Here is a 23,286-nt window from a genome sequence, read left to right as displayed (position 1 = left end):
GTTTGCCGCAGCCGCCCAATATTTGTGCTGGGGCAGTTTTTTGTTCTTCTGCAACGTATTGGCCGGTTACCTTCGTAGTTGCGCTTCAAAAAACTGACTGATCAAAAATTTTACCAGTTGATAAAAAATCTAACTGTGGCACTCTGATTTGCATAAAAAACAAATCCAGGGAGACACCCAATGGCGACCAGCCATCAGGCATCCGGCATTCAGGCAGGGCGTTTGTCCGCCTCAGAAATTGCCGACAACTTTGGAGACCTGCATCCACAATATGAGGCGCATGAGGCGGCAGTGGCGGCGGATCGCTGCTATTTCTGCTATGATGCGCCTTGTATGACGGCATGCCCGACCTCCATCGACATTCCTCAATTCATCCGTGAGATCCAGACCGGCCACCCGGAAGCGGCGGCGAAGACCATTCTGGAACAGAACATCCTTGGCGGGATGTGCGCTCGGGTGTGTCCGACCGAGACACTCTGTGAGGAAGCCTGCGTCCGCGAGGCGGCTGAGGGCAAGCCGGTTGAGATCGGTCGCTTGCAGCGCCATGCCACCGACACGTTGATGGAAAAGGGCGTGCATCCCTTCACGCGCGCTGCGGCAACGGGCAAGCGGGTCGCTGTGGTGGGCGCGGGACCAGCAGGATTGGCGGCAGCGCACCGTCTGGCAATGCTGGGCAATGACGTGGTTATCTATGAGGCCCGGGCAAAGGCGGGTGGCCTCAACGAATTTGGGATTGCCGCCTATAAATCGACCGAGAATTTCGCCAGCCGCGAAGTGGATTGGCTGCTGCAAATTGGTGGCATCACCGTCGAATATGGCAAAAAGCTCGGTGCGGAACTCAGCTTGGATGCGCTCAAGGCCGATTATGATGCGGTGTTCCTGTCGATCGGTCTTGGCGGCGTCAACGCGCTGCGTGCGGAGGGCGAAGACAAGGATGGCGTGCGTGACGCGGTCGACTTTATCGCGGAGCTGCGTCAGGCCGATGATTTGACCAATCTGCCGGTTGGGCGCAATGTGGTTGTGATCGGCGGCGGGATGACGGCAGTGGATGCTGCGGTGCAGTCCAAGCTGCTCGGTTCAGAGACTGTGACCATCGCCTATCGCCGGGGCCGTGACGCCATGGGCGCGAGCCGCTTTGAACAGGATTTGGCTGCAACCAAGGGGGTGCGTCTGCTGTTCAATGTTCAGCCTGTCGCGGTGCATGGCAACGGTGCCTGTGCTGAAATCGAGCTGGAGTATACCAAAAGCGAGGGCGGCCAGTTGAGCGGCACCGGAGAGACGGTGCGGATTGCGGCGGATCAGATCTACAAGGCGATTGGTCAGACGCTGGAGGATCAGCCTGACGCGCTGACGCTTGAAGGGCGCAAGATCAAGGTGGACGCGCGGGGCCGCACGTCGATTGCCGGGGTCTGGGCCGGGGGGGATTGCGCCTCTGGCGGAGAAGACCTCACCGTGACAGCCGTCGCCGAAGGCCGCGACGCCGCTATGGACATCCACGCCAGCCTGATGGGCTAAGCCAGCCACAGGGCCGACCTGGCCCTGTGTTGCCAGTGTAAGGAACAGACAAATGGCTGATCTGACAGCAGATTTCCTGGGGATCAAATCTCCGAACCCGTTCTGGCTCGCCTCTGCGCCGCCAACGGATAAAGAATACAACGTGCGCCGTGCCTTTGAGGCCGGTTGGGGCGGGGTGGTCTGGAAGACCCTCGGCTCCGAAGGACCGCCGGTCGTCAATGTGAACGGGCCGCGCTATGGCGCCATCTGGGGCGCGGATCGCTGGCTTCTCGGGCTCAACAATATTGAGCTGATCACCGACCGTCCGCTTGAGGTGAACCTGGAAGAGATCGCCCGTGTGAAGAAGGACTATCCGGATCGTGCGATCATCGTGTCGCTGATGGTGCCCTGCGAGGAGCAGGCGTGGAAAGATATCCTGCCGCGGGTCGAGGCCACTGGCGCGGACGGCATTGAACTGAACTTCGGCTGCCCGCATGGGATGGCGGAGCGCGGTATGGGTTCTGCCGTGGGGCAGGTGCCGGAATACATCCAGATGGTCACGGAGTGGTGCAAGAAATACTACTCCAAACCGGTGATCGTGAAGCTGACGCCGAATATCACTGATATTCGTCACCCTGCACGTGCGGCGAAGGCTGGCGGGGCAGATGCGGTCAGCTTGATCAACACCATCAACTCCATCGTGTCAGTAAATCTCGATGCCATGGCGCCAGAGCCGACCATTGGCGACAAGGGTACACACGGCGGGTATTGCGGCCCGGCGGTGAAGCCGATTGCGTTGAATATGGTGGCTGAAATCGCCCGTTGCCCGCAAACTCATGGTCTGCCGATTTCTGCCATTGGCGGCGTCACAACCTGGCGCGATGCGGCTGAGTTCATGACCATGGGCGCTGGCAATGTGCAGGTCTGCACCGCTGCCATGACCTATGGCTTCAATGTGGTGAAGGAGATGATCTCTGGCCTGAACCAGTGGATGGACGACAAAGGCTATGACCGGTTGGATGATTTCGTCGGCAAGGCTGTGCCGAATGTCACCGACTGGCAGTATCTGGATCTGAACTACGTCGCTAAGGCCAAGATCAATCAGGATGATTGCATCAAATGCGGTCGCTGCTTTGCCGCCTGCGAGGACACGTCACATCAGGCCATCGCCATGAGCGAGGATCGCGTTTTCACCGTGAAGGATGACGAATGCGTGGCCTGCAACCTCTGCGTCAATGTTTGCCCGGTTGAAGGCTGCATCACCATGGAGGAGGTGCCCGCCGGTCAGATTGATGAGCGCACGGGCGAGGTTGTTTCCGACGATTATGCCAATTGGACAACCCATCCCAACAACCCCTCAGTGACCGCTGCGGAGTAAGCGGAGGTCATCGGCCTGCCATCGTCGGATGGAATGGCATAAGAAACGGCGCGCCCTGATCGGCGCGCCGTTTTCTATTTGTCTTGTCAATAAAGGGGGCGACGGTCAGCGAGTGCTGGTGTCAGCGGGTGTCGGCGGGTGTCAGCATGCGCCGGAACATTCGATCCAGATGCTCTGGGGCCGCATCAAAAGGATCCTCATCCCCCATCAACGTCCGCACCTGAACATCAAAATCCGCATAGTGCTGGGTCAGCGACCAGACTGAGAACAGCAAATGTTTCGGATGGGTCGGGTTCAGCTTCCCAGCGTCCATCCAGCCCTTGATCAGATCCGCTTTTTCTTCCAGCAGAGGTTTCAGATCCTTAGACAGGGTGTCCAGCATCCGCGGCGCGCCTTGCACGATTTCATTGGCAAACAGTCGGCTTTCGCGCGGGAAATCCCGGCTCATCTGCAATTTGCGCTGCACATAGGCCAGCAATTCTTCCAGCGGATCGCCATCGGGATCAATGGCGCGCAGCGGATCCAGCCAGGTGTCGAGAAGGCCGGACAGCAGTTCGGTAAAAATCGCCTCCTTCGAGGGGAAGTAATACAGCAGATTGGGCTTGCTTAACCCGGCGGCGCGGGCAATCTGGTCCACGGTGGCTCCGCGAAACCCGCTGTTGGAAAACACCTCAAGGGCGGCCTCCAGAATAGTGGCGCGATTCTTTTTCTGAATGCGGGTCGGGCTGCGATCCTTGGGCATCGGGCTGTTCGGGCTCTTCCTGGGGGCCGCAACACCGCTGCGCGCCTGATTTTCACTCAACCGGCTCTGCCTGCCGGAGTTTTCTTGCTTCGTTAGACGCAATTTCTTGACTGAATGTCCACCCGTGATAGCCTGAGTTTGACCAGTTGGTCAAATCATGACCAGCGTTTCAAAGCCACCGACAAGGCGCAAAGCCGCACGTCCCTGCGAAAAAGCAGGGCAACAGGGAAGGAAGCTGAGATGACGTCGCTTGGACAGAATCTGAAGATCAATGGCGACAGGCTGTGGGACAGCCTGATGGAAATGGCAAAAATCGGCCCCGGTGTCGCAGGCGGTAACAACCGTCAGACCCTGACCGATGCGGATGCCGAGGGGCGCGCACTGTTTCAGTCGTGGTGTGAGGCGGCTGGCTGCACCATGGGGCTGGACACGATGGGCAATATGTTTGCCCGGCGCGAAGGAACTGATCCCGAAGCGCTGCCGGTCTATATGGGATCTCATCTGGATACGCAGCCCACAGGCGGCAAATATGACGGTGTCCTCGGGGTGCTTGGTGGATTGGAAGTTGTCCGCACGCTCAATGATCTTGGCATCAAGACCAAACATCCGATTGTCGTGACAAACTGGACCAATGAGGAGGGCACGCGGTTTGCGCCCGCGATGCTGGCCTCTGGTGTGTTTGCCGGAAAACACACGCAGGATTGGGCCTATGCCCGCGAGGATGCTGACGGCAAAATATTCGGCGATGAGTTGAAGCGTATTGGCTGGATCGGTGACGAAGAGGTCGGCGCCCGCAAGATGCATGCGATGTTTGAGCTGCACATTGAGCAGGGGCCAATCCTTGAGGCGGAAAGCAAGGATATCGGCGTTGTCACTCATGGTCAGGGATTGTGGTGGCTGCAATGCACAGTCACGGGCAAGGATGCGCATACCGGCTCCACCCCGATGAACATGCGGGTCAATGCGGGCTTAGGTATGGCGCGCATGACAGAAGCCGCACACCAGATCGCCATGGCGCACCAGCCCCATGCGGTGGGCGCCGTTGGTCACTGCGATGTCTATCCAAACTCCCGCAATGTGATCCCCGGCAAAGTGGTGTTTACGGTCGATTTCCGCTCGCCTGATCTGGAAAAACTGACCTCAATGCGGGCGCAATATGAGGTGAAGGCGAAGGAAATCGCTGACGAGCTTGGTCTTGGACTTGAGATGGAGTCGGTTGGGCATTTTGATCCTGTCACCTTTGACGAGGGCTGCGTGAGCGCTGTGCGTTCCGCCGCTGAGCGGCTGGGATATAGCCATATGGATATCGTCTCCGGCGCCGGGCATGATGCCTGCTGGATCAACGATCTGGCCCCGACCGCGATGATCATGTGCCCCTGCGTTGACGGGCTGAGCCACAATGAGGCGGAGGATATCTCCAAGGACTGGGCGGCAGCTGGCACAGATGTCATGTTGCACGCAGTTCTGGAGACTGCTGAAATCGTCGCATAGGGGGCGCTGCCCCCGCCGCGCCCGCGCGGCTCCCCCGGGATATTTCGGGCCAGAAGATGCCTGTGCCGTTGGGGATAACAAGAAAGATGCGGCAATGACCGCGCTCTCACAGGGAGATAGACCATGGCGAAAGTCATCAAGAACGGCACCATCGTGACGGCGGATCTGACCTATAAGGCGGATGTGCTGATCGAGAACGGTGTGATCACCGAGATCGGTCAGGGATTGAAAGGGGATGAGGAGCTGGACGCGACCGGCTGCTACGTGATGCCGGGCGGCATTGATCCGCATACACATTTGGAGATGCCCTTTATGGGAACATACTCCAGTGATGATTTTGAGAGTGGGACGCGGGCAGGTCTTGCTGGTGGCACCACCATGGTGGTGGATTTCGCGCTGCCCAATCCGGGTGAGAGCCTGCTGGACGCGCTGAAGCGTTGGGATAATAAATCGACCCGTGCCAACTGCGACTATTCCTTTCATATGGCGGTGACCTGGTGGGGGGAACAGGTCTTTGACGATATGAAGACTGTCATTGAAACGCGGGGCATCAACACCTTCAAACACTTCATGGCCTATAAAGGCGCGTTGATGGTGAATGATGATGAGCTTTACGCCTCCTTCCAGCGGCTGTCTGAGCTGGGTGGCATTGCCATGGTGCACGCTGAAAACGGGGATGTGGTGGCAGAACTCTCGGCCAAGCTCTTGGCGGAGGGCAACAATGGTCCCGAGGCGCATGCCTATTCCCGGCCGCCGCAGGTGGAGGGCGAAGCCACGAACCGCGCCATCATGATTGCCGACATGGCAGGCGTGCCGCTTTATGTGGTGCATACGTCCTGCGAAGACAGCCACGAGGCCATTCGCCGTGCCCGCATGCAGGGCAAACGCGTTTGGGGTGAGCCGTTGATCCAGCATTTGACGCTGGATGAAAGTGAGTATTTCAATCAGGACTGGGATCATGCGGCGCGTCGGGTGATGTCGCCGCCATTCCGCAACAAGCAGCATCAGGACAGTCTGTGGAACGGGTTGCAATCTGGCTCGCTGTCGGTTGTGGCGACGGATCACTGTGCCTTTACCACCGAGCAGAAGCGTACTGGTGTGGGCGATTTCACCAAGATCCCCAATGGCACTGGCGGGTTGGAAGACCGGATGCCGATGCTGTGGACGCATGGGGTGGCCACAGGCCGCCTGACACCGAATGAGTTTGTCGCCGTGACGTCGACCAATATTGCCAAGATCCTGAATTGCTACCCCAAGAAAGGTGCGGTTCTTGTCGGGGCGGATGCCGATCTGGTGGTCTGGGACCCTGAAAAGACCAAGGTCATCTCGGCGGTGAGCCAGCAGTCGGCGATCGACTATAATGTCTTTGAGGGGCATGAGGTGAAAGGGTTGCCGCGCTTCACCCTGACCCGTGGCCATGTGGCGGTTCATGACGGTGAGATCCGCTGTCAGGAGGGGCATGGCACCTTTGTTGAGCGCGAGGCCAATGCGACAGTGAACAAGGCGTTGTCGACCTGGAAAGATCTGACGGCGCCGCGTCCGGTGGAACGGTCGGGTATTCCGGTGACAGGTGTGTAATTCAGGGACGGGCTGCCAGTATTGGCGGCCCGTTTTCCTGTCTGAAATCAAGGCGAATAGATGAATATGGAAACGACCACCCAGGCGCTCAATTCCCAGGCCGCCGCTTCCGATATCACCCCGCAGGCGCCGGTCATCGAGGCGCGCAATCTGGACCTGACCTTTCAGACCAATGACGGCCCGGTGCATGCGCTGAAGGACGTGAGCCTGGAGATCAACAAAGGCGATTTTGTCTCCTTCATCGGCCCGTCCGGATGTGGCAAAACCACGTTCCTGCGCTGCATTGCTGCGCTGGAGCAACCCACCGGCGGCGCGCTGATGGTCAATGGCATGACGCCGGATGAGGCCCGCAGGCAACGCGCCTATGGCTATGTGTTTCAGGCTGCCGGGCTATATCCCTGGCGGTCGATTGCCAAGAACATCAAACTGCCACTTGAAATCATGGGCTATTCCAAGGCTGAGCAGGCCGCGCGGGTCGAGCAGGTTTTGGAGCTGGTGGAGTTGGCGGGGTTTGGTGGAAAATACCCCTGGCAGCTGTCGGGGGGGATGCAGCAGCGGGCCAGCATTGCGCGGGCTCTGGCATTTGATGCGGATATCCTGTTGATGGATGAGCCTTTTGGGGCGCTGGATGAGATCGTGCGGGATCATCTGAATGAACAGCTGCTGAAGCTTTGGGCGCGCACCGACAAGACCATCGGGTTTGTCACACATTCCATTCCGGAGGCGGTCTACCTGTCCACGAAGATCGTGGTGATGTCACCGCGTCCGGGGCGCATTCACGATGTGATCGACAGCCCGCTACCCAAGGAACGGCCTTTGGACATTCGTGACAGCGCTGAGTTTATCGAGATCGCTCACCGGGTCCGTGACGGTCTGCGCGCGGGGCATGCCGATGACTGATCGGCGCAGCGGCAGAGATACGCCACCGGAAAACTTGAATTTTCCGGGAAGTTTTCTCCAGAGAAAATTGGCGTCGCATGTGATCGTGTGGAAAGGGGCAGGATCATGAAAACCGCGCTTGCTGTCTTAAGCGTCCTCGCGGCAATTGCCGTGATCTGGTACGCGGCCTGCGTTCCCATGAACATCAAAGGGGTTCTGGATGCTGCCGAGCGAGCGGGTGCAGAGGTGGTTCCAGCCACCGCCCGCGAGCGTCGCGACATGGGCCCGATTGGGCTGGTTGCGGCCAATTCCTTTGCCATCGGGGACGTCTGGTCGCAGGACCGGCCGCGACTGCCTGCGCCGCATCAGGTGGCAGTGGAGCTTTGGGAGACCACGGTGGAGAAGAAGCTCACCTCCAAGCGGAGCCTGATCTACCATGGGCAGGTGACGCTTTCGGCGACATTGCTGGGGTTTGTCATCGGCACCGGTCTGGGGATCCTCTTGGCGGTCGGCATCGTGCATAGCCGCGTGATGGATATGTCGGTGATGCCCTGGGCGATTGTCAGCCAGACCATTCCGATTATCGCTCTGGCCCCGATGATCATCGTGGTTTTGTACTCTATCGGCGTGCAGGGGATCCTGCCGAAGGCGGTGATTTCGGCCTATCTCAGTTTCTTTCCGGTTGTTGTTGGTATGGTCAAGGGGCTGCGCAGCCCCGATCAGATGCAGCTGGATTTGCTGAAGACCTATAATGCGAGCCTGGGGCAGGGGTTCTGGAAGCTGCGCCTGCTGACCTCGATGCCCTATCTGTTTGCCTCTTTGAAAATTGGTATCGCAGCTTCGCTTGTTGGGGCCATCGTTGGGGAGTTGCCAACCGGTGCCGTCGCGGGGCTTGGCGCGCGGCTTCTGGCGGGCAGCTACTATGGGCAGACCGTGCAGATCTGGTCAGCGCTGTTTGCCGCTGCGATTCTGGCCGCCGCATTGGTTGCCCTGCTGGGCGTGATTGAGCGGCTGGCTCTGAAACGTATGGGGGTACAGGCATGAACGCTGGTGGGATTGAGGGCGCTGCCCTCGCCGCTTTGTGGCTCACCCGGGATATTTCGGGCCAGAAAAACGGGGGGCGTGGCCGATGGTGATGGTATCTATGGCGCTGCTTGTGTGGTGTGCGGGGTGGTGGCTGAACGGTCGGTTGGCCAATAGCCCGGCGTCGAATACGTCTGCGGTGAAACTGTTGGTTCCGGCCATCTTCGGTGTGACGCTGCTGATTGTCTGGGAACTGTTGGTGCGCGGGCTTGAGGTCTCTTTGGTGATCCTGCCAGCCCCCAGCGTGATTGCCGCGCGCTTTGCCACAAGCCTGCCGGTTCTTTGGCAGGATTTTCAGCAGACGATCCTGAAGGGCGCGCTGTCTGGCTATATCATCGGCTGCGGCGCTGCGTTGCTGATGGCGATTGCGGTGGACCGCAGCGATTTCCTGCGGCGCGGACTGTTGCCAGTGGGGAATTTTGTCGCGGCGCTGCCCATTGTCGGCACGGCTCCTATTCTTGTGATGTGGTTTGGGTTCGACTGGCAGTCCAAAGCGGCGGTGGTTGTGGTGATGGTGTTCTTCCCGGTCCTTGTGAATACGGTGGCGGGGCTGCGCGAAACCTCAGCGATGCAACGCGATCTGATGCAGACCTATGCAGCCAGTTATTGGCAGAGTTTTTTCAAACTGCGCCTGCCGGCTGCGCTGCCGTTTATCTTTAACGGGCTGAAGATCTCCACGACACTGGCGCTGGTTGGGGCCATTGTGGCGGAGTTCTTTGGCTCGCCAACCGTGGGCATGGGATTTCGGATCTCGACCTCGGTGGGGCAACTGGCGCTGGATATGGTCTGGGCCGAGATCCTTGTGGCGGCACTGGCCGGGTCAGCATTTTATGGCATGATGGCGCTGATTGAGAAAACGCTCACCTTCTGGCACCCGTCGCAACGGGGATAGGCAGCTTTACGACCTGCGGTTTGGAAGTTGGCGCTAACTGGAAGAAAACCTTTGGAGACAGCGGGGTAACTCGCGCAGAATTCAGGACTATAACCAGATATGACAACAGGGAGAAGACAGATGAAAACACTGCTGACCGCCGCCGCCATGGCGCTGGGGGCTGCATCGGTGGCGCAGGCCGCCGATGAGGTGAAGCTGCAGCTGAAATGGGTCACCCAGGCCCAGTTTGCAGGCTACTATGTCGCGTTGGATCAGGGGTTCTATGAGGCCGAGGACCTGGATGTCACCATTCTGCCTGGTGGCCCGGATATTGCGCCGACGCAGGTGATTGCTGACGGTGGTGCCGATGTCACGGTTGAGTGGATGCCTGCCGCCCTTGCAGCGCGTGAAAAGGGGCTGCCGCTGGTCAATATCGCCCAGCCGTACAAAAGCTCCGGCATGATGCTGACCTGTTGGAAAGACACCGGCATTGCAGCGCCTGAAGATCTGGCCAATCGCACCCTTGGCGTCTGGTTCTTCGGCAATGAATTCCCTTTCATGAGCTGGATGAGCCAGTTGGGGATTTCGACCGAAGGCAAAGGCGAGAAAGGTGTCGAGGTTCTGAAGCAGGGCTTCAATGTCGACCCACTGTTGCAGCGGCAGGCGGATTGTATTTCGACCATGACCTATAATGAATATTGGCAGGTGATTGATGCGGGCGTGGCCCCGGATGAGTTGATTACCTTCAAATATGAGGATCAGGGCGTGGCAACGCTTGAAGATGGTCTTTATGTGCTGGAAGAAAACCTGAACGATCCGGCCTTTGTCGATAAGATGCAGCGTTTCGTACGCGCCTCGATGAAAGGCTGGAAATGGGCCGAGGAAAATCCGGATGACGCGGCAGAGATTGTCTTGGACAATGATGCCTCCGGCGCCCAGACCGAGGAGCACCAGAAGCGGATGATGTCTGAGGTGGCCAAGCTCACAGTCGGCAGCAATGGCGCGCTGAGCGAGGCAGACTACCAGCGCACGGTGAAGACGCTGCTTGATGGCGGTTCAAGCCCGGTGATCACCAAAGAGCCTGAGGGCGCCTGGACGCATGTTATTACCGACGCTGCGCTGAACTAAGTTTCGCGCATGTGGAATTTGTCCCGTCCGCCTCTGCGGGCGGGATTTTTATTTGTCGTGAGATATGTGTTTAACGGGCTGATTTTATTGCGTATTGATGGCGTCGAAACCGTCGAAAATTTATAGGATCAAGACGATGAGAGACAGTTTGCGGCAGAAAATCGTCACGGTTTGCGACGAGAAAATTGCAAAAAAAGGTGAAAATGTGGGGCTGTCCTTTTATGCGTTTTTTGCCAACCGGAATGACGATCCGGTGCAGCTGATGGAGGCGGCGGAATGGTGGATCAAACGCCATCAGTTGGATCATTTTGAAAAGGCCGTAAAGATTAGGGGCATGGTGAAGGACGGCCTTTGATAGGACGGCTATTCCCTGTTTCCTATTACGGACCTCGGCTCCTGACCGTGTTTCAGCTCGCGAAAGATCCGGCCTGTGCGGGGTGCTGAGACCGGGTAAAACACTCCCTCTCCGTTGAAGAAAACTCGATTTTACGCGTCCAGCATGGCGGATATTTAAGAATAAATGACAGTTAAAAGTTGAGTCTTATTTTCGATTACCCGTTACAGCTGGGAATTCCGTGTTAGCCTCCTATTATCAAACGATGGAGCGTTTTAGCTGTGGTTTGGTTCTCAATCCGAAGGGAGAGACCATGACTGTCTGGGAAAATGTCCAACTGTGTCTGCGCTCTCAGCCCGATGTGCGGGATAGATCTGAGCGTAAGACAGCGGTCCGGGTGTCGCATCCCGGATCCTCCTACCGGCGGTATAATCCGGAGAGCCAGGTCCGTTGGCCGTTGGCCGACCTCTGTGAGGCTGCGGCGCGGCGCCGTGGACATCACTGCGACAACACCGGACCCATGCGGGGGGCCGATCAGGTGTTGGTGATGTATGATGCCGGGCGCGACGTTGGCGTGGCATGGCTGAAAGATCGGGTGTTCCTGACTGGTATGGACGTCACGGCGGCATCGACCCTGGGGCTGGAGCGTGCAGGTCATGCCGATCTGTTGCACGCGATCTCGGACGGTTTCGACTGGGTTCTGCTGGAAGCCGCGGTCGAGGAGAACGCACGTCTTGCTCAGCTGCGTGAGATGGAGCTGGCGGCCTGCCTTGGACTGGAAGACCGCGTCGTCCTGTTTCATTCCTCGGACCATCTGGAACAATTGCTGACCGAAGGTATTTCACAGCTTCCGGTGCTGGAACACCGCTGTATCGACAATGAGAGCAAGGCCAAGCCGACCCGTCGGCGCGAGGCCTTGCAGTTATTTGCAAGCGTGACCCTGTCTGCAGAGATGGATGTGATCGCCTTACCGCAGGATGCGCCCTACGGTGGGATTGAGCTGACCGGTGATTGCACCCTTTGCCAGGCCTGCACCTGGGTGTGTCCGACCAATGCGCTGATCGGGGCGGAGAACGGCGGCGGGCTGGACTTCGTCGAGGCTGACTGCATGCAATGTGGTTTGTGTGTGTCGGTTTGTCGCCAAAACGCGATCCGACTGGTGCCACGGCTGGAGCTGTCGCGGCACCGGATGCCGGTATCGCTGACACATCAGGATTTTTTCTGGTCGGATGGGGTGTCCGGTCCCAATGCTGCAGATTCTGTTGCCGCCAGTTCGGTGCGGGGACAGGGCCTGCAGACGACGGGCGGGCCCCCACTTGCGCCTGCGTCGGAAAACCACCCTCCCCGGGATGACCGGAATGATCGGGATGATGAAGACCAACAGGGGCCAGATGATTGGCCCAATGGCGGCACCGGCAGTTGGGCAGGAGAGGCGGCGGCGGATGTGGCGGACCGGGCGCCTGCGACACGGCCAACGCTGCAACAGCTTTCAGACCTGCGGCGCGCGCAGTGGCCGGATCTGGCGCGCATCCTGGCATTCTTTGGGGCTGATCGGGCGGATAAGTTATCCTAGCGCGCGATCGGACCGCTGTCGCAGGTCTCGCGGCTAGCCCTGTTCCAGAAACCCGCCATATTGACCTCGCTTAAAAATCAGACCCTTGCCGGGGCGGCTGGTGGTGCGCAGAACAGCCCCTACCAGGATGCTGTGATCGCCGCCATCATGGCAGGCGTGCTTGCGGCAATCGAAACGGGCAATGACGTTGGGCAGCACGGGCACACCATTGTCGTTCTGCTGCTCCGGCACGCAGGAAAAATCCTCACCGTTGCGGGCAAAATGCATCGCCATATCCAGCTGATCCTCTGCCATCACGTGAATGGCAAAATGGGAGGCTGCGACAAAGGGGTCGTGACGCTTGGACTGCCGTGCGGGGCACCATAGCAACAGCGGCGGATCCATGGAGACAGATGTGAAACTGTTGGCTGTGATCGCCAATGGACCCCGGTCTGTGCGGGTGGTCACAACAGTGACTCCGGTGCCGAAGCATCCCAGAGCATCGCGATAGGCCCGCAGGCTGTCTGGGCCGGGAATAAAGCTGGTTTCGGACATATCGCGCGCGCTTTCACTTCAGGTCTGTGCTGGGTGCCATGGGAGGGATCCCATGTCTACCCGCTTCCAATGTGGCACGCGCATCAACAAAAGCCAGAGCGGATTGAAAACAGGCCCACATTTTTATGTGGGCCTGTTCAATAGGTTGGTGGCCGGGCGCTGTGCTGGCGCCTGACCGGCTCTCGTATTTCAGGATGTCGCTTAGGCGGTTGCCGATTTGACCACCGCATTCAGCGCGGTGGCAATCTGGTTGATCTCGCCCATGGCATCGATTCGGTTCAACACGCCCTTGCTGTCATAGTAGCTGATCAGCGGGGCTGTCTGCGCATGATAGGCGGCCAGTCGAGCTGGTGACGGTCTCGGCGTTGTCATCGGCGCGACGCGTCATATCTGTGCTGCCACACGCATCGCAGGTGCCAGCCAAGCGTGGTTGTTTGAACTGGTCATGATAGCCCTCGCCACAGCCGCCACAGGTGTAGCGCCCGGCCACGCGGGCCACCATCGCGGCGTCATCCACCTCAAGGCTGACAGCGGCATTGATCCGCTGACCCGATTCCGCCAGCAGCCGGTCCAGCGCCTCGGCCTGCACCGTGGTCCGGGGGAACCCGTCGAGGATCACGCCCTTGGCGCAGTCAGGCTCGGCCAGCCGGTCGCGCAGAATGTTGATCACGATCTCGTCGCTGACCAGCTCCCCGGCCTCCATCACAGCCTTTGCAGCAAGACCGGCAGGGGTGCCGAGCAGCAACAGCCGCCCGCAACAGATCGCCGGTCGACAGTTGTACAAGGCCGAACCCTTGTTCCAGTTTGCGCGCTTGCGTCCCTTTGCTTCGGCACCAGGAGGGCCGAGCAGGATCAAGACAGCGGGGCGGGTAAGAACTGCGGTGTCCATATCGGCAATCATCCTTTATCGGCTCGGTTTGCGATCAGATCATCCACCACCGACGGATCGGCGAGGGTTGAGGTGTCGCCAAGGCTGCCAAAATCATTCTCCGCAATCTTGCGCAGAATGCGGCGCATGATCTTGCCGGAACGGGTTTTCGGCAGGCCCGGCGCCCATTGAATCACATCAGGAGAGGCAATCGGGCCGATCTCGGTCCGGACCCAGGTGCGCAGCTCCTTCAGCAGCTCATCCGACGGTTCGCGGTCGTTCATCAGGGTGACATAGCAATAGATGCCCTGGCCCTTGATCTCATGCGGGTAGCCGACGACAGCGGCCTCCGCCACGGCGGCATGTGCCACCAGCGCGCTTTCGACCTCAGCCGTGCCCATGCGGTGGCCGGAGACATTGATCACGTCATCGACGCGGCCGGTGATCCAATAGTCGCCATCCTCGTCACGGCGGCAACCATCACCGGTGAAGTAGTAGCCTTTGTAGTCGGAGAAATAGGTCTTCTCGAACCGCTCATGGTCGCCCCAGACGGTGCGCATCTGGCCCGGCCAGCTGTCCTTGATGCAGAGAACGCCCTCAACACCGTTGCCCGCGATCTCTTCGCCCGATTGGGGATCAAGTACAACAGGGGCCACACCAAAGAAAGGCTTCATCGCGGCACCGGGTTTTGTCGCATGGGCACCGGGCAGGGGGGTCATCAGATGCCCACCGGTTTCAGTCTGCCACCAGGTGTCGACGATCGGGCATTTGCCCTTGCCGACGACATCATTGTACCAGGTCCAGGCCTCGGGGTTGATCGGCTCGCCCACGGTGCCAAGGGTGCGCAGAGACGACAGGTCGCATTTCTCGACCCATTCATTGCCCTGGCCCATCAGGGCGCGCAACGCAGTGGGGGCGGTGTAGAACTGTGTCACCTTATGCTTGTCGCAGACCTGCCAGAACCGGCTGGCATCGGGGTAGGTTGGCACGCCCTCGAACATCAGCGTGGTGGCACCATTGGCCAGCGGCCCATAGACGATGTAGCTGTGGCCGGTCACCCAGCCCACATCCGCGGTGCACCAGTAGATATCGCCGTCATGATAATCAAAGGTGATCTCATGCGTCATCGCCGCATAGGTCAGGTAGCCGCCGGTGGTATGGACAACGCCCTTGGGCTGGCCGGTAGAGCCGGAGGTGTAGAGGATGAACAGCGGATCTTCTGCGTTCATCTCGGCCGGTTTGGAGTAGTCATTCGCCTCCAACGCCATCTCGTTGTAGTCGTAGTCGCGCCCATCCACCCAGGTCGTCTGGCCGCCGGTGCGTTTGACCACCAGACATTTCACAGTGTCCTTGGTGTGCAGGAGCGCGGCGTCGGCGTTGGATTTCAGCGGGGTCTTGCGGCCACCACGGGGGGCCTCATCCGCGGTGATGAGGACCTTGGCATCGCAGCCATTGATCCGCGCGGCGAGCGCATCGGGGGAGAAACCCGCAAAGACAATGGAGTGAATTGCGCCAATCCGGGCGCAGGCCAGCATGGCATAGGCGGCTTCGGGGATCATCGGCAGATAGATCACCACGCGGTCCCCTTTGCGCACGCCCATGGTTTCCAACACATTGGCCATACGGCAGACGCGGGTGTGGAGCTGCTTGTAAGAGATGTGCTGCGCAGCCTCATCCGGGCTGTCGGGCTCCCAGATGATCGCGGTCTGATCGCCGCGGGTGTCAAGGTGGCGGTCGATGCAGTTGGCGGCGACATTCAGCGCGCCATCCGCGTACCAGTTGATTGAGACATTGCCGAGCGTGAAGTCCACATCCTTCACCTGGGTGAAGGGTTTGATCCAGTCGATCCGCTCCGCCTGCTGACGCCAGAACCCTTCTGGATCCTGCATAGAAGCGGTGTACATCTCGTCATATTGTGCGGCGTTGACATGGGCGCGTGCTACCGTCTCCTCCGACGGCGCATAGGCTTTGCTGTCGCTCTCCTGGGTCATCTTGTGTCCCTCCCTCCAGTCTGTTCTCGGAATGGCACACCACAGCGCACGGCGGGATGTGTCAAACCTTTTCCGTCCTCCGCAGCGATAATACCCAAGCTTGAAAATAAGGAAATAAGTGTCCGTGGAATAAGGGTTTACCTGTAAAGCTATTTCCCCATAGGTGGCGTAACTGTAAATCACGTGGGTTTGTGCGGCAGTAATCTACTATTTATCATAATGTTAGCTGTAAAATATTGGCTTGGGTTTCGGAGCTGCTATTCTGGGCACAGCGCAGTGCTGGCGCTATCAGCCTGCGGTGACTGGCCCCATCGCCTGCGGCAAACTGTGACAGGCGGCCGGGCGTCGGGCCGTTGTTTGAGCGTTGATGGCGGTCAAGAAGGATCCATACACATCATGAAGTGAGCAGGTTTTGTGCCCATGCCGCACGGCTGTCGTGTGGGGTTGGCAGCGCCGTGGCTTGGCGCTAGCGTGGTGCCAGATGCTCGTCACTTTGCACCTATGACGGGCCTCAATCTGACGATTGTGGTCAGGCCAGGGCTCAGGCGATTGAGAGGTTGGCACGGGGCAACGGGGCAAGAGTACAAACTGGGAGGAACTCATGAACACTTATCTGACCGCCGCAACTGCGGCGATTGCGGGCCTGTCCATTGCAGGCAGTGCGGCCGCCACCGAATGGAATGTCTCCGTTTGGGGCAAGCGGCGCGCCTTTACCGAACATGTTGAAAAACTGGCTGAGCTGGTCTCTGAGAAGACCGGCGGCGAATTCACCATGAACATCAGCTATGGTGGCCTGTCAAAGAACAAAGAGAATCTCGACGGGATCTCCATCGGCGCCTTCGAGATGGCGCAGTTCTGCGCCGGGTATCACCGGGATAAAAACCCGACGATCACAGTGCTGGAATTGCCATTTCTGGGTGTTGCAAACCTTGAGGAAGAAGTGGCCGTCAGCCACGCGGTTTATGCACATCCTGCCGTGCAGAAAGATCTGGCGCGCTGGAACGCGAAGCTGTTGATGACCTCGCCGATGCCGCAGTACAATATCGTCGGCACCGGCGAAGCCCGTGATGAGCTGGGCGAATTCAAGGATATGCGTGTGCGGGCCACCGGTGGCATCGGTAAGGCGTTCTCTGCCGTTGGGGCCGTGCCGACCTCCGTAACCGCGACCGAGGCGTATAATGCGATGGAATCCGGCGTGGTTGACACCGTTGCCTTTGCCCAGCATGCGCATCTGAGCTTTGGCACTATCAACAAGGCCGATTGGTGGACTGAGAACCTCAACCCCGGCACTGTGAACTGCCCGGTTGTTGTGAACACCGATGCCTATGAGGCGCTGAGCGATGCTGAGCGCGAGGCGCTCGACAGCTCCGTGGACGAAGCGATTGCACATTACCTCGCCAACTACGGTGCCTTGCTTGAGAAATGGGACAGTGTACTGGCCGAAAAGGGCGTCGAAAAGGTTACCATTTCCGAAGACCAGCTGGCAGAGTTCCGCAAAGTGGCCGCCGACCCGATCCGCGAACAGTGGATTGCAGACATGAGCGCGCAAGGCCTGCCTGCACAGGAGCTTTATGATCTGGTGCAGAAAACCCTGAGCGATCAGCGGTCAGGCAGCTGATCTTTATATAGTTGCAAAGGGGGCCGGGCAGTTCTGCGCCAAGCCCTTTCTTGCGTGAATGCGAAGTAGAGATTACGGGGGCAGGGCATGGCAGGCAGTGCGGCGGTGCTGGAAGATGGCAGCCTGATCAGCAGGTGGGACAGGCAACTCTTGCGGCTGGAACGCCTGATGGCGTTGATCAGTGGCCTTGCGGTGTTTTCACTGATGGTGCTGGCAGTGGTGTCGGTTGGCGGGCGCAACGCGTTCAACGCGCCCTTGCCGGGATATGTCGACTGGATCGAGCAGGTGATGCCACTGATTGCTTTCATGGGGATTTCCTTTGTGCAGCGGGATGGCAGCCATATCCGAATGGATCTGGTGATCTCTTCGCTGCGTGGACGGGCGCTTTGGCTGTTTGAACTGATTTCTGTCCTGTTGATCCTTGCGCTCATGCTGGCGCTGCTTTGGGGCAGCTGGTCACATTTTCTGCGCTCCTTTGATTTTGCGGCCCCCCTGTGGAGCCGCGACAGTTCAATCGATATCGGCCTGCCGATCTGGCCTGCCAAATTGCTGGCGCCGGTGGCGTTTGCAGTGCTGTGCCTGCGTCTGCTGCTGCAGGTTTGGGGCTACGGTCGGGCGCTGATCCTGGGTCTGGCACGCCCCGCCGCAGTGCCACTGGTGCAAAGCGCCGCAGAACAGGCCGCGGCCGAAGCTGAACATCTGGGCGGAGTGTCAACCTCCGCCAGCGACCGCGACTAAGGGGGCAGGCAATGGAACCTATCGAAATCGGCCTCTGGGTCAGCGGCTTTCTTCTGGCGACGGTGCTATTGGGGATGCGGGTCGCCTTTGCGGCGGGTCTTGCCGGGCTGGTTGGCCTTGTGTGGATTTTCTGGGCCAAGTTTGGCTATGATCCCGAGCGTTTCACCAAGGCGCTGACCATCGCCGTGAAGACCGCCGGACAGGTTCCGCATTCCAAGGTCTCCAGTCAGGCGCTCAGCCTTATCCCGACCTTTATCCTGATCGGCTATCTTGCCTATTATGCGGGCCTCACCAAGGCGCTGTTTGAAGCTGCAAAACGCTGGCTGGCATGGGTGCCGGGTGGGCTGGCAGTGTCTACCGTTTTTGCCACCGCAGGCTTTGCCGCTGTCTCCGGCGCGTCGGTTGCAACCTCCGCCGTGTTTGCGCGTATCGCCATCCCGGAGATGCTGAAAATCGGCTATGACAAACGCTTTGCGGCGGGTGTGGTTGCGGCAGGGGGCACGTTGGCCTCGCTTATTCCACCCTCGGCCATTCTGGTGATCTATGCGATCATTGTTGAGCAGGACGTGGGCAAACTGCTGCTTGCAGGCTTTATCCCCGGTGCCTTCTCGGCGGTGGTTTACGGTTTGCTGATCATCGGGATGGCGATGACCATCAAGGGGTTCGGCCCTGCGGTCACCGGTTTCACCTGGCGGGAGCGGCTTGTCTCGTTGCCGCCTGCGTTGCCGATCCTCTTCGTCGTCGCGACCATTATCCTGTTTGTCTACAATCCCTTTGGTGGTGATGCCTGGGGCACGCCAACCGAAGGAGGCGCAATCGGGGCCTTTGTGGTGTTTCTGATGGCGCTTTATCGCGGCATGCGGTGGGCAGAGCTGAAAGACGCGTTGTTGGAGACGGCGAAACTGTCGGTGATGATCTTCACCATTATTTGGGGTGTGCTGATCTACGTGCGCTTTCTGGGCTTTGCTGAACTGCTGAGCGGCGTTCTCCGACTGGATCACCTCTCTGACGCTCTCGCCAATGCTGATCCTGATCTGCATCCTTCTGGCCTATGCCGTTCTGGGCATGTTTATGGATGCGATCGGTATGCTGCTGCTCACTCTGCCGGTGGTCTACCCGGCTGTGATGGCGCTCAATGGCGGGGAATATGTTTCAGCGGCGGAGAGCACCTTTGGCATGTCTGGCCCGATGTGCGCGATCTGGTTTGGTATTCTGGTGGTCAAAATGGCCGAATTCTGTCTGATCACACCGCCCATCGGCCTCAACTGTTTTGTTGTGGCGGGTGTGCGTGATGATCTGACGGTGCAGGATGTGTTCAAAGGCGTGACACCGTTTTTCATTGCGGATGGGATCACCATCGCGCTGCTGGTGGCCTTCCCGTCGATTGTGTTGTGGCTGCCCAGCCTCGCCTGACAATTTTTCCCAGCTTACAAATTTGTAAGGCAGCGGAAGAGACCATGTAAGTCTGAACCGCCAAGTTCCTCTCATCAGCCGGGGCGCAGTGATCGCCCCGGCCCCACCAAGAGAGGACATCCCATGGTTACCAAGACCACCACCGGCATCGTCATGACCGCAACGCTGATCGCCTTTGGCTTTGCAGCACAGACCGTGCGCGCCGAGACGATTTTTGAACCGGATCTGACCTATGAGCAGATGCTGAACGCCCCCATCGGTGTTGAGCAGGCCATGTCCATCGCCAAGGAACAGGCGAACGGGCGCTTGGTTGAACTCAGCATGGAAGAGTTCAACAGCAAGCCGGTCTATGAGGCCACCATCGCCGCGCCCACCAGCCTGACGGAAGTCATCATCAGCGCCGATGATGGGGCGGTACTCAGCACCGCGCGCCAGACTGCGGCGACCCCGGAATTGATGCAGCAATTGATCGAAGAAGACATCGAAGACGTGATGGAATTCGCAGCCTTGATGGATGGTGAATTGTTCAGCGGTGACCGTCACGACGACGATGACGATGACGACGACGAACACTGCGCTGCGCCGGATGACAAGGGCTAAGCCAGCGCTCTGAAATAGCTGCTGTCCGGGATGCAGGATTTGGCGCCCGATAGACGGTGCGACCGGACAGCAGCAGCGGCTCAGTAAGACATGAAATTTCAGACCGCGATGGATGCGGTCAGAGTGATTTGCCCAACACCCGAGGCATTCAGAGGTGCGGCAATCCGACGACGGAGAAAGACGACAATGAAAATGATTTTTGCAGGATGTGCAGTGCTTGTGACTGTTGCTGCGTGTAGCAACAGCTTTGATGAGCCGCTCCTGACAGACGGCCCCAAACAGGTTGGATATGAGGCAGATCTGGGGGCATGCCGGGCCTTGGCGGAAGGGCATACGGAGAAGACGTTGCAATCCGGTGCCGTCACAGGTGCGGTGATTGGCGGTATCATCGGTGCCGTGGACAGCAAGGATGGCGACCGCGCAGATGATGCGCTGGTTGGCGCGGTCCTTGGCGGTGGCGTTGGCGCCCTTGAGGGGCAGAGCGAGCGGGATGAACAGCGGCGCACCATTCTGATCCGCTGCATGCAGGGACGTGGACATCGCGTTCTGGCATGACGCCAAGACCCGGCGCTGCTCCGGTATGGCTTGCGGCGCCGGGGGGCATATGGTCGGATGCGATCAGTCAACATCGGGCATGACCCGACTTCAGCACCAAGAGGTCGTTTCGGCGGCCCCTTGGTCGCTCTCCCGAAACTGGCGGTGGCGTGATGCGAATACTCTTGCTGGAAGATGATCCCGAAATCGGGACCTGGACGGTCAAGGGCCTCACGGCTGCAGGCCATGTCGTTGATTGGATTGAAAACGGCCGTGAGGCGCTGCTGGCGGCCACAACGCGGGACTATGATGTGTTGGTCTTCGATCGGATGACGCCGGATCTGGACGGGTTGTCGGCGCTGAAGACATTGCGTTCGGCGCGCATTACCACACCTTTGATCCTGCTCACCGCCCTTGGAGCTGTTGAGGACCGGGTCGAGGGGTTGGAGGCGGGTGCGGATGACTATCTCAGCAAGCCCTTTGCCATGACCGAGCTTCTGGCCCGGATCACCGCCCTTTGTCGTCGCGGTCGGGGCGAGGCCGCGGAGACAGCAACCCGGCTTTCACATCGCGGGCTTGATCTGGATCTGCTCAGTCAGACCTGCGCCTGCAACGGGACAACCGTGTTGCTGAACCCCAAGGAGTTTCGCCTGCTAGAGGTTCTGATGCGCTCCAAGGGGCGGATCCAGACCCGGGCGATGCTGCTGGAGCGGGTCTGGGATATCAATTTCGATCCGTCCACCAGTGTTGTCGAAACCCATATGAGCCGCCTGCGTAACAAGATTGAAAAACCGTTCGGGCTGGAGTTCATCAAAACCGTGCGCGGGTCGGGGTATATGTTCATTGATTAGATCCTTCTTTAAGCGCCTCTTCCGGATGAGTGCGCTGCGGCAGGCGATTGCCTTGTCGCTGGCCTTCCTGGTTCTGCTGACCCTCGGTGGGCTGCTTCTGGATGACGTCATCACCGAAGAATTCCGCGCCGAGACCGAGGAGGCTCTGCGCGAGGAATATCAGCGCATCAGTGACCGACTGACGCGCGAGGGACGGTTTCCTGAGGAAATCGTGACCGCCGAAGTCTTCTCGGACAGTGGCGTCGGCTATGCGGTGCTGCGGGCTGACGGCAAAGTTCTGGGACCGGTCCTGCACGGCGCCTTTGACAGCCAGGGATTTGATATTCTTGAGGCCGAAGCCCTGTTTCAGCCTAAGGCGCTTGAGACGCTTGACCGGATCTTTGATCTGATCGACGAAGATGATGATGAGGAAGAGCCCTCCGACAGCGGACCTGCGGCCGAGGAGACCGCTGCGGGGCAGCTTGCCTTTGATGTGGCCTTTGAGAGTGAGGCGGATCTTGGCTGGCGGATTTACAGTGGCGCGGTTCTGGACGGACATCTTGTGGTCTATGCACCGGGCGTCAGCGCCTTTGGGTCCGATCTGACCAGCGTTATCTTGGTTTTTGTGGTCATCCTGTCGCTACCTGCGCTGATCATCGGGCTAATCTTTGGCATCCGGGCGCAGCGTCGGCTGAACCGGATCGGAGCCGGGTTTGACCGTATTGCGGATGGCGAGTTGGACCTACGGCTGGCACCAAAGGTGATCCGTGACGATATTGACGAGCTGGCCGCGCGTATTGATGGCGCGACGGAACGCCTGCAAGCTTCCATTCGGCAGATGTCTGATTTCTCGGCCAATATTGCCCATGATCTGCGCACACCACTGACGCGTCTGCGGCTGCATCTGGATCAGGCCGATGAGGCCGAGGATCAGACTGCGCACCGGGAGGCCGCAATTGCGCAGATGGATGACATCATCGCCATCTTTGGCGCGATCCAGCGGATTGCCCGCATGCAAAGCCAGGGGCGACGCGATGGATTTGCCGCAGTAGATCTGGGCGTGGTGGTTGAGCAGGTGCATGAGATTTATGAGGCGGTGGCACAGGACGCGGGACAAAGCCTGTCCTGTCGGATCACCAACGCCGCCACCATCCATGCCGACCGCAGCCTTATCATGCAGTTGCTGGCCAATCTGATCGAAAACGCCATTCGCCACGCAGGTGAGGGGGCCAGGATTGCCATTGACCTCTCCGGCAGTCGGCTTGTGGTGACGGATGATGGTCCCGGCATCCCGGAGGCTGAGCGGGGGCGCGTGCTGGATCCGCTTTACCGACTTGACCGCAGCCGCAACACCGCCGGGGCAGGGCTGGGGTTGGCAATGGTGAAAGCCATCGCTGAACTCCACGAGGCCGAACTGGAGCTGACGTCCGGCCAGGGTACACGCGGATTACGTATCGAGGTGCGGTTTCCTCAGCCCTGAAGGGGCAGAATGTCCGCTCCTTGCGTCTCGGCAGGGGTGTTTTTGTATCATTGCGGAAAAAACGATCCGGGCAGCGCAAATAGCGTTATCGGTGCTGGCTCTGCATTGCTACCAACGCGCCAAGGGGCG

Annotated in this window: 19 protein-coding genes and 2 pseudogenes; 17 read left to right on the top strand and 4 right to left on the bottom strand. The window is 59.1% G+C overall.

The window, feature by feature from the left end; translation table 11 throughout:
• Positions 1-180: 180 nt before the first annotated feature.
• Positions 181-1,515, top strand: coding sequence for an NAD(P)-dependent oxidoreductase (locus L0Z65_RS07175; protein ID WP_405111972.1), 1,335 nt, complete (start codon positions 181-183; stop codon positions 1,513-1,515).
• Positions 1,516-1,567: 52 nt separating this feature from the next.
• Entirely contained in the window at positions 1,568-2,872 is a 1,305-nt protein-coding gene (preA, locus tag L0Z65_RS07170; RefSeq protein WP_405111970.1) for an NAD-dependent dihydropyrimidine dehydrogenase subunit PreA, read from the top strand.
• 121 nt (positions 2,873-2,993) lie between these two features.
• On the opposite strand, the gene L0Z65_RS07165 is transcribed toward preA, so the two are convergent.
• Positions 2,994-3,614, bottom strand: a complete 621-nt coding sequence (locus L0Z65_RS07165; RefSeq protein ID WP_096789024.1) for a TetR family transcriptional regulator C-terminal domain-containing protein — start codon at positions 3,612-3,614, stop codon at positions 2,994-2,996.
• Between the two features lie 240 nt (positions 3,615-3,854).
• Here L0Z65_RS07165 and L0Z65_RS07160 point away from each other — a divergent pair, with 240 nt between their 5' ends.
• From L0Z65_RS07160 to L0Z65_RS07125, 8 genes are all read left to right on the top strand, one after another.
• A complete protein-coding gene (locus L0Z65_RS07160) occupies positions 3,855-5,105 on the top strand; it encodes a Zn-dependent hydrolase (protein WP_405111967.1) in 1,251 nt (416 codons plus the stop codon).
• 123 nt (positions 5,106-5,228) lie between these two features.
• Entirely contained in the window at positions 5,229-6,683 is a 1,455-nt protein-coding gene (gene hydA, locus L0Z65_RS07155; protein WP_102897119.1) for a dihydropyrimidinase, read from the top strand.
• Between the two features lie 60 nt (positions 6,684-6,743).
• Entirely contained in the window at positions 6,744-7,583 is an 840-nt protein-coding gene (locus tag L0Z65_RS07150; protein ID WP_040178250.1) for an ABC transporter ATP-binding protein, read from the top strand.
• Between the two features lie 105 nt (positions 7,584-7,688).
• Positions 7,689-8,606 carry an ABC transporter permease gene (locus tag L0Z65_RS07145; RefSeq protein ID WP_405111963.1) on the top strand — a complete coding sequence of 306 codons (918 nt, stop codon included), beginning with the start codon at positions 7,689-7,691 and terminating at the stop codon, positions 8,604-8,606.
• Between the two features lie 85 nt (positions 8,607-8,691).
• Positions 8,692-9,537, top strand: a complete 846-nt coding sequence (locus L0Z65_RS07140; RefSeq protein WP_405111960.1) for an ABC transporter permease — start codon at positions 8,692-8,694, stop codon at positions 9,535-9,537.
• A gap of 120 nt (positions 9,538-9,657) precedes the next feature.
• Positions 9,658-10,644, top strand: coding sequence for an ABC transporter substrate-binding protein (locus L0Z65_RS07135; RefSeq protein WP_405111957.1), 987 nt, complete (start codon positions 9,658-9,660; stop codon positions 10,642-10,644).
• A 136-nt stretch (positions 10,645-10,780) separates the two neighbouring features.
• Positions 10,781-10,999, top strand: coding sequence for a DUF6500 family protein (locus tag L0Z65_RS07130; protein ID WP_096873117.1), 219 nt, complete (start codon positions 10,781-10,783; stop codon positions 10,997-10,999).
• Between the two features lie 292 nt (positions 11,000-11,291).
• Positions 11,292-12,551 (top strand): 4Fe-4S dicluster domain-containing protein, encoded by a 1,260-nt coding sequence (locus tag L0Z65_RS07125; RefSeq protein WP_405111953.1) that lies wholly within the window; start codon positions 11,292-11,294, stop codon positions 12,549-12,551.
• A 33-nt stretch (positions 12,552-12,584) separates the two neighbouring features.
• Here L0Z65_RS07125 and L0Z65_RS07120 read toward each other — a convergent pair whose 3' ends face one another.
• The 3 genes and pseudogenes from L0Z65_RS07120 to acs all read right to left on the bottom strand — a co-directional run bounded on the left by L0Z65_RS07120 (position 12,585) and on the right by acs (position 15,944).
• A complete protein-coding gene (locus L0Z65_RS07120) occupies positions 12,585-13,085 on the bottom strand; it encodes a flavin reductase family protein (RefSeq protein WP_102897113.1) in 501 nt (166 codons plus the stop codon).
• A 201-nt stretch (positions 13,086-13,286) separates the two neighbouring features.
• A pseudogene (locus L0Z65_RS07115) lies at positions 13,287-13,974 on the bottom strand (adenylate kinase).
• 8 nt (positions 13,975-13,982) lie between these two features.
• Positions 13,983-15,944 carry an acetate--CoA ligase gene (gene acs, locus L0Z65_RS07110; RefSeq protein ID WP_102897112.1) on the bottom strand — a complete coding sequence of 654 codons (1,962 nt, stop codon included), beginning with the start codon at positions 15,942-15,944 and terminating at the stop codon, positions 13,983-13,985.
• 601 nt (positions 15,945-16,545) lie between these two features.
• On the opposite strand from acs, the gene L0Z65_RS07105 reads away from it, so the two are divergent.
• The 7 genes and pseudogenes from L0Z65_RS07105 to L0Z65_RS07075 all read left to right on the top strand — a co-directional run bounded on the left by L0Z65_RS07105 (position 16,546) and on the right by L0Z65_RS07075 (position 23,157).
• Positions 16,546-17,562 (top strand): C4-dicarboxylate TRAP transporter substrate-binding protein, encoded by a 1,017-nt coding sequence (locus L0Z65_RS07105; protein WP_024097520.1) that lies wholly within the window; start codon positions 16,546-16,548, stop codon positions 17,560-17,562.
• 87 nt (positions 17,563-17,649) lie between these two features.
• Positions 17,650-18,300 carry a TRAP transporter small permease subunit gene (locus tag L0Z65_RS07100; RefSeq protein ID WP_405111949.1) on the top strand — a complete coding sequence of 217 codons (651 nt, stop codon included), beginning with the start codon at positions 17,650-17,652 and terminating at the stop codon, positions 18,298-18,300.
• A gap of 11 nt (positions 18,301-18,311) precedes the next feature.
• Positions 18,312-19,713: pseudogene (locus L0Z65_RS07095) on the top strand (TRAP transporter large permease).
• A 123-nt stretch (positions 19,714-19,836) separates the two neighbouring features.
• Positions 19,837-20,313 carry a PepSY domain-containing protein gene (locus tag L0Z65_RS07090; protein ID WP_405111946.1) on the top strand — a complete coding sequence of 159 codons (477 nt, stop codon included), beginning with the start codon at positions 19,837-19,839 and terminating at the stop codon, positions 20,311-20,313.
• Between the two features lie 186 nt (positions 20,314-20,499).
• Complete coding sequence (locus L0Z65_RS07085) at positions 20,500-20,868, top strand: glycine zipper domain-containing protein (RefSeq protein WP_040178259.1); 369 nt, start codon at positions 20,500-20,502, stop codon at positions 20,866-20,868.
• A gap of 152 nt (positions 20,869-21,020) precedes the next feature.
• On the top strand, positions 21,021-21,698 hold the full coding sequence (locus tag L0Z65_RS07080; protein ID WP_040168736.1) for a response regulator transcription factor: 678 nt from the start codon (positions 21,021-21,023) through the stop codon (positions 21,696-21,698).
• Between the two features lie 25 nt (positions 21,699-21,723).
• Positions 21,724-23,157, top strand: coding sequence for a sensor histidine kinase (locus L0Z65_RS07075; RefSeq protein WP_405111943.1), 1,434 nt, complete (start codon positions 21,724-21,726; stop codon positions 23,155-23,157).
• Positions 23,158-23,286: the final 129 nt, after the last annotated feature.

This window comes from Phaeobacter sp. BS52, assembly GCF_045040595.1.
GTDB lineage: Bacteria > Pseudomonadota > Alphaproteobacteria > Rhodobacterales > Rhodobacteraceae > Phaeobacter > Phaeobacter piscinae.
Note: the sequence above shows the minus strand (reverse complement) of the source record. Positions and strands in the feature narration are given on the sequence as shown.

Excerpts from the sequence above, each read along its gene's own strand:
- L0Z65_RS07165 (WP_096789024.1), bottom strand. The coding sequence starts at position 3,614 with ATGCCCAAGGATCGCAGCCCGACCCGCATTCAGAAAAAGAATCGCGCC.
- preA (WP_405111970.1), top strand. The coding sequence starts at position 1,568 with ATGGCTGATCTGACAGCAGATTTCCTGGGGATCAAATCTCCGAACCCG.
- L0Z65_RS07100 (WP_405111949.1), top strand. The coding sequence starts at position 17,650 with ATGGCAGGCAGTGCGGCGGTGCTGGAAGATGGCAGCCTGATCAGCAGG.
- L0Z65_RS07160 (WP_405111967.1), top strand. The coding sequence starts at position 3,855 with ATGACGTCGCTTGGACAGAATCTGAAGATCAATGGCGACAGGCTGTGG.
- acs (WP_102897112.1), bottom strand. The coding sequence starts at position 15,944 with ATGACCCAGGAGAGCGACAGCAAAGCCTATGCGCCGTCGGAGGAGACG.
- L0Z65_RS07120 (WP_102897113.1), bottom strand. The coding sequence starts at position 13,085 with ATGTCCGAAACCAGCTTTATTCCCGGCCCAGACAGCCTGCGGGCCTAT.
- L0Z65_RS07135 (WP_405111957.1), top strand. The coding sequence starts at position 9,658 with ATGAAAACACTGCTGACCGCCGCCGCCATGGCGCTGGGGGCTGCATCG.
- L0Z65_RS07150 (WP_040178250.1), top strand. The coding sequence starts at position 6,744 with ATGAATATGGAAACGACCACCCAGGCGCTCAATTCCCAGGCCGCCGCT.
- L0Z65_RS07175 (WP_405111972.1), top strand. The coding sequence starts at position 181 with ATGGCGACCAGCCATCAGGCATCCGGCATTCAGGCAGGGCGTTTGTCC.
- L0Z65_RS07080 (WP_040168736.1), top strand. The coding sequence starts at position 21,021 with ATGCGAATACTCTTGCTGGAAGATGATCCCGAAATCGGGACCTGGACG.
- L0Z65_RS07130 (WP_096873117.1), top strand. The coding sequence starts at position 10,781 with ATGAGAGACAGTTTGCGGCAGAAAATCGTCACGGTTTGCGACGAGAAA.
- L0Z65_RS07145 (WP_405111963.1), top strand. The coding sequence starts at position 7,689 with ATGAAAACCGCGCTTGCTGTCTTAAGCGTCCTCGCGGCAATTGCCGTG.
- L0Z65_RS07105 (WP_024097520.1), top strand. The coding sequence starts at position 16,546 with ATGAACACTTATCTGACCGCCGCAACTGCGGCGATTGCGGGCCTGTCC.
- hydA (WP_102897119.1), top strand. The coding sequence starts at position 5,229 with ATGGCGAAAGTCATCAAGAACGGCACCATCGTGACGGCGGATCTGACC.
- L0Z65_RS07075 (WP_405111943.1), top strand. The coding sequence starts at position 21,724 with ATGAGTGCGCTGCGGCAGGCGATTGCCTTGTCGCTGGCCTTCCTGGTT.
- L0Z65_RS07125 (WP_405111953.1), top strand. The coding sequence starts at position 11,292 with ATGACTGTCTGGGAAAATGTCCAACTGTGTCTGCGCTCTCAGCCCGAT.
- L0Z65_RS07090 (WP_405111946.1), top strand. The coding sequence starts at position 19,837 with ATGGTTACCAAGACCACCACCGGCATCGTCATGACCGCAACGCTGATC.
- L0Z65_RS07140 (WP_405111960.1), top strand. The coding sequence starts at position 8,692 with ATGGTGATGGTATCTATGGCGCTGCTTGTGTGGTGTGCGGGGTGGTGG.
- L0Z65_RS07085 (WP_040178259.1), top strand. The coding sequence starts at position 20,500 with ATGAAAATGATTTTTGCAGGATGTGCAGTGCTTGTGACTGTTGCTGCG.